Annotated in this window: 6 protein-coding genes, 13 tRNA genes and 2 rRNA genes (1 of these 21 cut by a window edge); 18 read left to right on the top strand and 3 right to left on the bottom strand. The window is 41.1% G+C overall.

Annotation, left to right across the window (positions count from 1 at the left end; all coding sequences use genetic code 11):
* From OMU_RS06765 to OMU_RS06690, 16 genes are all read left to right on the top strand, one after another.
* Window positions 1-52, top strand: a 23S ribosomal RNA gene (locus OMU_RS06765) (it extends 2,860 nt beyond the left edge of the window).
* A gap of 73 nt (window positions 53-125) precedes the next feature.
* Window positions 126-241 (top strand): 5S ribosomal RNA (rrf, locus tag OMU_RS06760).
* A gap of 7 nt (window positions 242-248) precedes the next feature.
* Window positions 249-322: transfer RNA gene (locus tag OMU_RS06755), tRNA-Asn, on the top strand.
* Window positions 323-373: 51 nt separating this feature from the next.
* Window positions 374-462: transfer RNA gene (locus OMU_RS06750), tRNA-Ser, on the top strand.
* Between the two features lie 17 nt (window positions 463-479).
* A tRNA-Glu gene (locus tag OMU_RS06745) sits at window positions 480-551 on the top strand.
* 15 nt (window positions 552-566) lie between these two features.
* Window positions 567-639: transfer RNA gene (locus OMU_RS06740), tRNA-Val, on the top strand.
* 3 nt (window positions 640-642) lie between these two features.
* A tRNA-Asp gene (locus tag OMU_RS06735) sits at window positions 643-718 on the top strand.
* 30 nt (window positions 719-748) lie between these two features.
* A tRNA-Phe gene (locus tag OMU_RS06730) sits at window positions 749-824 on the top strand.
* 1 nt (window position 825) lies between these two features.
* A tRNA-Tyr gene (locus tag OMU_RS06725) sits at window positions 826-906 on the top strand.
* Window positions 907-914: 8 nt separating this feature from the next.
* Window positions 915-985: transfer RNA gene (locus OMU_RS06720), tRNA-Trp, on the top strand.
* Between the two features lie 17 nt (window positions 986-1,002).
* Window positions 1,003-1,075, top strand: a tRNA-His gene (locus tag OMU_RS06715).
* Window positions 1,076-1,086: 11 nt separating this feature from the next.
* Window positions 1,087-1,158 (top strand) — tRNA-Gln (locus OMU_RS06710).
* Window positions 1,159-1,227: 69 nt separating this feature from the next.
* A tRNA-Cys gene (locus tag OMU_RS06705) sits at window positions 1,228-1,298 on the top strand.
* A 24-nt stretch (window positions 1,299-1,322) separates the two neighbouring features.
* A tRNA-Leu gene (locus OMU_RS06700) sits at window positions 1,323-1,406 on the top strand.
* A 59-nt stretch (window positions 1,407-1,465) separates the two neighbouring features.
* Window positions 1,466-1,538: transfer RNA gene (locus tag OMU_RS06695), tRNA-His, on the top strand.
* A 122-nt stretch (window positions 1,539-1,660) separates the two neighbouring features.
* A complete protein-coding gene (locus tag OMU_RS06690; protein WP_016179210.1) occupies window positions 1,661-2,179 on the top strand; it encodes a cysteine hydrolase family protein in 519 nt (172 codons plus the stop codon).
* Between the two features lie 164 nt (window positions 2,180-2,343).
* Here OMU_RS06690 and OMU_RS06685 read toward each other — a convergent pair whose 3' ends face one another.
* The 3 genes from OMU_RS06685 to OMU_RS06675 all read right to left on the bottom strand — a co-directional run bounded on the left by OMU_RS06685 (window position 2,344) and on the right by OMU_RS06675 (window position 5,379).
* The gene (locus tag OMU_RS06685; RefSeq protein ID WP_016179209.1) at window positions 2,344-2,694 is read right to left on the bottom strand and encodes an MATE family efflux transporter; all 351 of its coding nucleotides are present in this window, start codon (window positions 2,692-2,694) and stop codon (window positions 2,344-2,346) included.
* Between the two features lie 204 nt (window positions 2,695-2,898).
* Entirely contained in the window at window positions 2,899-4,065 is a 1,167-nt protein-coding gene (locus tag OMU_RS06680) for an RtcB family protein (RefSeq protein WP_016179208.1), read from the bottom strand.
* Window positions 4,066-4,545: 480 nt separating this feature from the next.
* Window positions 4,546-5,379 (bottom strand): MerR family DNA-binding transcriptional regulator, encoded by an 834-nt coding sequence (locus tag OMU_RS06675; protein ID WP_016179207.1) that lies wholly within the window; start codon window positions 5,377-5,379, stop codon window positions 4,546-4,548.
* 75 nt (window positions 5,380-5,454) lie between these two features.
* On the opposite strand from OMU_RS06675, the gene OMU_RS06670 reads away from it, so the two are divergent.
* The gene (locus OMU_RS06670; RefSeq protein ID WP_016179206.1) at window positions 5,455-7,197 is read left to right on the top strand and encodes an ABC transporter ATP-binding protein; all 1,743 of its coding nucleotides are present in this window, start codon (window positions 5,455-5,457) and stop codon (window positions 7,195-7,197) included.
* Window positions 7,178-8,983 carry an ABC transporter ATP-binding protein gene (locus tag OMU_RS06665; RefSeq protein WP_016179205.1) on the top strand — a complete coding sequence of 602 codons (1,806 nt, stop codon included), beginning with the start codon at window positions 7,178-7,180 and terminating at the stop codon, window positions 8,981-8,983. Before OMU_RS06670 ends, OMU_RS06665 begins: the two co-directional genes overlap by 20 nt.
* Window positions 8,984-9,118: the final 135 nt, after the last annotated feature.

The following is a 9,118-nucleotide window of genomic DNA, read 5'->3' as shown; positions in this document are numbered from 1 at the left end:
GTGCAGTGATGTACGGAGCGGACTGATACTAATCGATCGAGGACTTAACCAAAAATTGATTCACGGTTGATAGAATGTTTCTGATCCAGTTTTGAGTGAACGACGTTTACTCAATTAAATACTAGTGTGGTGGCGATAGCGAGAAGGATACACCTGTTCCCATGTCGAACACAGAAGTTAAGCTTCTTAGCGCCGATTGTAGTGAGGGGTTGCCCCTTGTGAGATTAGGACGTCGCCACGCGGTTTATTCCGGCATAGCTCAGTTGGTAGTAGCGCATGACTGTTAATCATGATGTCGTAGGTTCGAGTCCTACTGCCGGAGTTTCTCGAAAGAGAATAATTATAGAGTATTGGGCCTTTGTGCTCCTATCTTGGAGAGTTGTCCGAGTGGCCGAAGGAGCATGATTGGAAATCATGTAGGCGGGTATTCCTGTCTCAAGGGTTCGAATCCCTTACTCTCCGTAGCAATGTTTTTTATTGGCCCGTTGGTCAAGCGGTTAAGACACCGCCCTTTCACGGCGGTAACACGGGTTCGAGTCCCGTACGGGTCATTTAATTAAAGATATGGAGGTTTAGCTCAGCTGGGAGAGCATCTGCCTTACAAGCAGAGGGTCAGCGGTTCGATCCCGTTAACCTCCATTCGGTTCCGTGGTGTAGGGGTTAACATGCCTGCCTGTCACGCAGGAGATCGCGGGTTCAAATCCCGTCGGGACCGCCATTTAATTGAAAACTTTAAACTATTATATATGGCGCGGTAGCTCAGTTGGTAGAGCAACGGATTGAAGCTCCGTGTGTCGGCAGTTCGATTCTGTCCCGCGCCACCATGGAGGAGTAGCGAAGTGGCTAAACGCGACGGACTGTAAATCCGTTCCTTAGGGTTCAGTGGTTCGAATCCACTCTCCTCCATTTGTTTCAGGGGCATAGTTTAAAGGTAGAACAGCGGTCTCCAAAACCGTTAGTGTGGGTTCAATTCCTGCTGCCCCTGTTTTCATTATTAATATGGCGATCGTGGCGAAGTGGTTAACGCACCGGATTGTGGCTCCGGCACTCGTGGGTTCGATTCCCATCGTTCGCCCTTGTAATTATTGGGGTATAGCCAAGCGGTAAGGCAAGGGACTTTGACTCCCTCATGCGTTGGTTCGAATCCAGCTACCCCAGTTTTCTTAGAAAAGTTTCAGGAAACTCTCTTGAAAAATGCTTGTTCTAAGAAGAAAACAATAGTATAATGGCGGTATAGCCAAGTGGTAAGGCAGAGGTCTGCAAAACCTTCATCACCGGTTCAAATCCGGTTACCGCCTTAGTACTAGAATAGTTATTGACATGCCGGCGTGGCGGAATTGGCAGACGCGCTGGACTCAAAATCCAGTGCCCTCACGGGCGTGCCGGTTCGACCCCGGCCGCCGGTATAAAGAGCTAAGATGGTTATTTCATCTTAGTTTTTTATTTGAAATTGAATAGGGTAATGGCGGATGTGGCGAAGTGGTTAACGCATCGGATTGTGGCTCCGACACTCGTGGGTTCGATTCCCATCATTCGCCCTAATGAAGACTCAGCAGAAATCTGTTGAGTTTTTTTTTGATTCACAACTTGACTCTCCAACAATGTGATGGTTTAAAATAGAAGTATTATTTCAAGAAAGAGTTCATTTCTGGAGGGTCAAATGTTGAAGAAAATGCTGCTAGTTTTGGATGGTCAAACCGGGGTACTTGATAGAGGGATTCATAAGAAAAACCAAATAATTTCAAATATCAATTTACTTATCGATAAATTTGATACTATTCAACAACCAATCCTTTTTACCCGACACACGAATAAAACTTCATTAGTTGCTGAAACAGGTTCATGGGAGCTCGTTTCTACCATTAGATGCCCAGAAACCCCGATTTACTTTAATAAGAAAAGAAGCAATATTTTTGCGGAGGAGAATTTTATAGAATTATTAAAAAGGCTGAATATACAAACGATATACATATGTGGATTTGTTACAAATGGCTGTGTGCAGGCCGCTTGTCTAGAGAGTCAATCGAGAGGTTTTGAAACGTTTCTATTAGAAGATGCTCATAGTACGTTTGTTAAGAATGCCGAAAAAGTAATTGATTCATGGAATCAAAAATTAGCTGAAGCGGGTATTGAAGTGTCGAAAACCCATGAAGCAATAGAACAATTGGCAAACGATTAGCAAAACTCAGTACTGCAAAAAAATAAATCAACAATGTCATTGACTTGAGACGTTCGACATTCACGAAGGCTTATTCTCCGGGTCTTCTTAATAATACAAACGGATAAACTAGATTATAATGTGACAAAAATGCTTTCTTAGGCTTAACTATTAATGAGTAGTGATCAACTAGTCAAAGGCGCATTATTGTTCCGAACGAAAATACTTAATCCCAATCCTGGCATATAGATGATCCCGAATAAAGCGATCCACCAAATGTATTCTTTGGCATAAGTCAGGAGCCAGTCATTGGTCCCGAGTAAACGGCAAGTCGTCATTGTGATAGCTATTTCCAGCATGATAAAGGGATAGACGATATTGATGGTGCCTAATCCCATTTCGCCAACGCCTTGTCCAACGAAAATACCATTAACGATATTGTACAGGGACGAGACGACCATACCGATAACGGCAGGTATAGCAAAGCGGGCGAATTCTTTGCGGATGTTGGGAGTGACGTGTCGAGTTTTTGGCATATGAAAACCTCTTAGATGACAATGCCAAACAAAAAAGGATAAGCGAATCCTTTTTCGTGATGATAAATCATCTTAAAAAAATTTCGCTTATCCGGTATTTCCGATTACCTCCGCGTTCACCTAAAGTTTAGCAACTTTGAATTTGAAAACGCTAATCAATTTTTATTTTGTAAATTTTTTTCCACGGACTTAACCGACGATTAATTAACCTTTAAAATTATACAATGGTCGGATGATTTCTTTTACTTCCATTGTTTCGTGCAGATCAGTCAGTATCTGTTTCTTTGATTTATACGCTTTAGGTGCTTCGTTTAGCGTTTTTTTAGAAACAGAGGTCGTCCAAACATGCCGCATCATACGCTGGTAGTTTTCCAGCCTGATTGATGCTCTAGCTTGAGAGCGGCTCATTGTGCGACCAGCTCCATGGGGCCCGGATTGATTCCATTCGTCATTGCCTTTTCCGACACCAATAATAGAACCGTCCTTCATATTTAAAGGAACAATCATTTTCTCGTTTTTTCTAGCAGAATCCGCCCCTTTACGTAAAATCATATGCTTCAAATCAATATAATTATGGGGACTGTCAAAGCTTTCAATAACCTGCTTTTCCCATTTCATTGCTTTTAAAATCGTCTGCGCCATGCTTTGACGATTAAATACCGCGTATTGCTGTGCAATCTGCATATCTGACAGGTAATTCTCCAAATCTTGATCTGACACATAAGATAAATCATAGGGAATTTTTATTTCTTCCCGTTGCTGAATCAAATCCGCTTTTTCATCAGGTTCATTCGCTGCTTTTGCTTGCAGTTTTAAATCTTGCCGCATTTGTGTCAGCTTTTGATAGGCGATTTCCTGATGGTATTCGGCGATCTCTTTGCCTAAAACGCGGCTGCCACTGCGAATAACCAAATAAAATCCATCACTGCCTTCATTGACCTCGATGAAATGATTGCCACCGCCTAATGTTCCTAAGCTTTGTAGGGCCCATCCGCGATGAATCGGCGCCTGAATGTTTTCTAAGGGAAAACTATATAAAGGCTTGCTGTGAGAATGGTGTCCACTGGGAATCCGATTACGAATTATTCTATCTAATTTATCGAAATTCAGTTTGACACCTTTTCTAAATTTAGTTACATTTAGTCCGCAGCCGATGTCTACGCCGACAAGGTTGGGAACGACCTGATCCTTTATTGTCATCGTCGTCCCGATAACGCTGCTTGAGCCGCTGTGAGTATCTGGCATGATTCGAATTTTGGCATCTTGTGCGAATTTTTGATTGCATAGAGTCATGATTTGACCGACTGTACTGTCAGTTAAAATGTCGGTATAGACTGTTGCTGTATTGTATTTTCCTTTAATTGTTAACATATTGAATCCTCTCTTTGAGGAATCAATCGATCCCTCAGTTAATTTGTATTATTCTCTGATTTTCTTCTTTTTCCACTCATAGGAAACACCTCCATCAATGTTGTTGATTATTCATGTTTGTAGGTCGTCGATAACTCAACGGCAGGGAAGTTCACTTTTGTGCGCATATCATTCTGCTAGATATTTTGTCCTCAATATTTGTTGAAAAGCGACGATTAAACACTCATACTTTACAAACTGCAAAAAGCAGAACATGCAAAAAAACTGCCAATCATCGGATTGACAGTTTCACAAATAGGCTTTATTTACGAATACAGAGAGTCTATGGATGAAGACTCTCTGTTCGGATAAAACGCATCAAACAGATCAATCGATTGTATTTGGTTTATTTTGATAGTCTTACTCATCTTGCTCTCTCCCTTCCTTAAATTCTTTTTCATCCTATCATTCTTAAATATCGAGTGTCAAGGCTATTTAGTCTTACTCTTTAGGTTTCACCGGAATTAAAACTTCAAAAACTTGATCTTCGGGATGTTCCGAGGTCGTTTCATCCTGCCATAGCAATTCCCAGATATCACCGTTTAACTCCAAGTTATTCTCCTTCAGGTAATTTCTGAAGCGATTATTAAAAGTATTAATATGGTGAATCTCGTCCTTCATAAACCCAGAAACATAATCTCCAGCTGGTCGTTTAACAACACGTTGCCGATTATAGATGTGCAAGCGCTCTTCAGGTATTTTTACGAGAGCTCGATAGGGAGCAGCATGAAAATTTTTCTCGTAAAAGGCGGAACCATCTACTAAAAAGCCAATCGGATAGCCACTGAATAAATCACTGCTGTCAACAGAGGAATAAAAACGTCCGTAAATCTGGGCAGCGTCAATATCGTCGTAGCTTTCGATGATATCAGAAATGACGAAAGATTCCGCTTCGCGATAAGAATAAGTGATGGATTCTAAATCAAAGTTTTTTAATGTAATATAGCGTTCAATGTAGCTATCTAGTGCGCTGCGAATCCCACCTAATTTTTGGATTTGTTCATCAATCTTCTGTTTCTGTCGCATAAATCCATCAAGAACGTAATCCACATTCCGATTTTTTAAGAAGACATGTATATCCTCCAAAGAAACGTCTAGATTTTTTAATAAGAGAATAACGTCTAATTCAAAATATTGATCAATCCCATAGTAGCGATAGCCGTTTTCACCGACCTTGGCTGGCTTGAAAAGGTCGATTTGATCGTAATAAATCAAAGTCCGGCGGCTAATGCCTGCATATTTTGCCATCTCGCTGATCGTTAAAAATTTTTTCATAACTAATCCTCATTTTCGCTTGACTGTAACGTTACGTCACAGTTTATTCTACCATAGGAGAAGGAGGGAAAAAAGATGAAACTATTCAAAATCTTTTTCAAAGAATATCAAAGGATGTTCTTAGGCACCTTCATCTTAATGATTGTGCAAGCGGTCGGAACACTGATGATTCCTTACTATGTCGCTGAAATTATTGATGAAGGCATCTTAACTCAAGATCAAGGAGCGATTTGGCGAAATGGTGCATTTATGCTAGGAATTGCGGTCTTAACAGGGATTGTCTCGATTATTGCCAGCTATTATTCGGCAATTTTGGCCGGTCGTTTTGGTTACTTTTTGCGAAAACGTTTAGTAGATAAGACACTACGCTTATCAATGGCGGATATGGATGAGTTTGGAACGCCGACATTACTGGCTCGAACGACGAGTGATATAACAAATATCCAACAAATCATGATGATGGTCTTTCAAATGATCATCCCTGCACCGTTGATTTGTCTTGCTTCGATTGTGTTGACAGGAGCAATTTCCTGGCGCTTTGTCTGGATTCCGATTGTCTCGATTGTGCTATTTTCACTTGTTTCGCTAGCTGTTATCAAAAAGGCTATTCCTTTAGCGGATGTGATGCAGCAGCGAATGGATAAAATGATGCAGATTTTAAGAGAATTCTACACAGGTGTTCGAGTAATTCGCGCATTTAACAAGAATAATTTTGAAAAGAAACGCACGGATAAAACCTTCAGTAATTATGCAGAAGTCATGATTCGGGTCAATAAGCTGTTTGCTGTCTTGAATCCTACAGTCAATTTAGTAATGGGAGTAGGGATGACAGCTGTTCTGGCTTTTGGCGGCGTCATGGTGCTTCAAGGAAGTGTGCCAATTGGGAGCTTAACAGCTATCAGCGAATACACAATTTTAAGTCTCTGGTTCTTGACGATGGCGGCGATGGTAATTGTGATGATTCCAAAAGCATTGGCTTCGTTAGAGCGGATTGGCGAGGTATTAGATACACAAGAAGAAATCATTGATGGGTCAAAAGCAGCTTTTGAGTTAAGAGAAAATCAGCCGATTGCTATTTTTGATCATGTCGACTTTGCATACAGTGGAGCAGAGGAAGCCGTCTTGTCCAATATCACCTTTGATATCCCTAAAGGTGTGACCGCTATTGTCGGCGGTACTGGATCGGGTAAGAGTACGATTGCTAAGGCGCTGCTTCGGTTGAGAGATACGACGAAGGGAGAAATTCGTTTTCATGGGGAAACCATCAAAAATGTCACCCAAGAATCGTTGAGAGCACGAATCAGTTATGTTCCGCAAAAGGCTTTTCTATTCAGCGGTACGGTTAAGGACAATTTTCTTTTTGGAAATCCATATGCGACGGAAGAAGAAATGAAACAGGCGGCTAAAGTGGCGCAGGCCGAAGATTTTATTGCTGATTTAGATGGACAATTCGATGCGTTTGTCGCACAAAAAGGCAACAACTTTTCAGGAGGTCAGAAGCAGCGGTTGAGTATCGCAAGAGCCTTAATTAAACCAGCTGATTTGTATTTCTTCGATGATAGTTTTTCAGCACTGGATTATCAAACGGATGCCAAACTGCGAAAGGCATTGAAAAGTTATCTAGCTGAAGCTGCGATCGTGATTGTGGCTCAGCGTCTATCGACGATCAAAGATGCCGATCAGATTATCGTTTTGGAGGAAGGAAAGATTGTTGGTAAAGGCACCCACGAAGAATTGCTTCGTACCTGTCATGTTTACCAAGAATTTGCCAAGTCTCAAGGAATGGAGGGGAAAAAACATGAGCATCAAGCAAGTTGATGAAAAAAAGGTAGAGACAGAAACACCGAAGGAATTTAAAAAGACCGGAATTCGTCTGTTTAAATTATTAATTGAGCAGAAAACGCGCTTTGCGGTCATTATTGCTTCGGCCATCTGTTTTGCTGCATTAATGGCTATTACACCACTGATATTAGGCTGGGGATTAGACGCGATTATCACGTTAATTCGTACACAGCAAGTAACTATGGAAAATCTATTTGCTGCTCTGATACAGCCCGTAGTCTGGCTCTTCATAGCTTGGTGCGGCGTTTCACTGTTCTCCTTATTACAGGAGTATACGATGGCCAGCGTCGCGGAGACATTGACCTTGCGTTTAAGAACAAAGCTAACAGAAAAGCTGAATCATTTGCCTATGAAGTTCTTTGATCAATATAAGACTGGTGATATCTTAACGAGGGCGACACTTGATTTGGATAAGGTATCAGAAGTTTTACAGGTTGGTTTGATGCAAATGATTTCGGCAATTTTATCGATTGTAATTGGACTGGGAGTGATGATCTATTTAAGTCCGTTATTGACATTGGGTATTGTCATCATCTTATTAGTGAGTCTATTTCTTACAAACCGTTTAGCTCACAAAAATCAAGAGTATTTTTCCGAAAATCAAGCGGCTTTGGGCGCTGTAGGGACCAAGGCCGAAGAGAATTATTCAGGAAATTTACTGATCAAGGCCTACAATCGTCAGCAAGCAACAGCGGATGAGTTGGATAAATTGAATGAAGCACAGTTTCAAGCTTTTAAAAAGGCTCAGTTCGTAAGTTTCGCGATTAATCCGTTGATTCGATTGATTAATCAGTTAGGATTCGTTACTAGTGCCGTCGTGGGAGGGATCATGGTAATCAATGGTCAGCTATCCATTGGTTTAGTTCAAGCATATCTTCAATACGTGAATCAAGTTTCTGAGCCAATCACACAGGTCTCGTATGTAATCAACAGCCTGCAGAGTGCTTTTGCAGCATTAGAGCGGATTTTTGAGATTTTGGATCAGGAGGAAGAGGTTGAGGAAGTATTGAATCTTTCGGTTCCAGAAAATGTGCGTGGTGAAGTAGCCTTCAAACACGTGGCATTTGGTTATTCGCCTGACAAGCTGTTGATGGAAGATGTCAATTTTAAGGTGAAGCCGAAGCAAATGGTCGCAATCGTTGGCCCAACAGGCGCTGGGAAAACGACGATGATTAATCTGTTAATGCGCTTCTACGAACTAACCAATGGTCAAATCGAAGTAGACGGCAAGAATATCAGTCATTTCTCACGTGCGGAGATTCGTCAAAAATTCGGAATGGTTTTGCAAGATACATGGCTATTTGAAGGAACAGTGGCAGATAATATCGCTTACGGGAAACCGGATGCTACAAGACAAGAAATCGTTCAGGCAGCAAAAGATGCTCAATGTCACCACTTTATTCGCACATTGCCTAATGGTTATGACACGATCATTTCTTCCGATGGAACTCAGATTTCACAAGGACAACAACAGCTTTTAACAATTGCTCGGGCAATTTTGGCAGATCCGCAATTGCTGATCTTAGATGAGGCAACTTCAAGTGTAGATACACGAACAGAAGGGATGATTCAGCAGGCGATGGATCAATTAACCACTGAACGAACCAGCTTTGTTATCGCCCATCGTTTATCTACGATTAAGAATGCCGATTTAATTTTAGTGATGAAAGACGGCTCGATTATCGAGCAGGGAAATCACAGCAGTTTAATGAAAAAAGGCGATTTCTATGCAAATCTTTATAATAGTCAATTCGCCGGATAAGCTCAACGATCATCGTTGAGCTTGTTTTTTATAGATTTTAGAAAGATATGTGAGGAACCAAAAAATTACTAAGTTAGAAAATATTCTGAAAATTCATTGACTTTTAATCTTATGAAATGTATAGTATAAAAAAAT

The sequence above is a fragment of the Enterococcus avium ATCC 14025 genome (assembly GCF_000406965.1).
GTDB lineage: Bacteria > Bacillota > Bacilli > Lactobacillales > Enterococcaceae > Enterococcus_A > Enterococcus_A avium.
Note: the sequence above shows the minus strand (reverse complement) of the source record. Positions and strands in the feature narration are given on the sequence as shown.

Coding starts and splice junctions, on each gene's coding strand:
- OMU_RS06690 (WP_016179210.1), top strand. CDS start 1,661: ATGTTGAAGAAAATGCTGCTAGTTTTGGATGGTCAAACCGGGGTACTT.
- OMU_RS06685 (WP_016179209.1), bottom strand. CDS start 2,694: ATGCCAAAAACTCGACACGTCACTCCCAACATCCGCAAAGAATTCGCC.
- OMU_RS06680 (WP_016179208.1), bottom strand. CDS start 4,065: ATGTTAACAATTAAAGGAAAATACAATACAGCAACAGTCTATACCGAC.
- OMU_RS06675 (WP_016179207.1), bottom strand. CDS start 5,379: ATGAAAAAATTTTTAACGATCAGCGAGATGGCAAAATATGCAGGCATT.
- OMU_RS06670 (WP_016179206.1), top strand. CDS start 5,455: ATGAAACTATTCAAAATCTTTTTCAAAGAATATCAAAGGATGTTCTTA.
- OMU_RS06665 (WP_016179205.1), top strand. CDS start 7,178: ATGAGCATCAAGCAAGTTGATGAAAAAAAGGTAGAGACAGAAACACCG.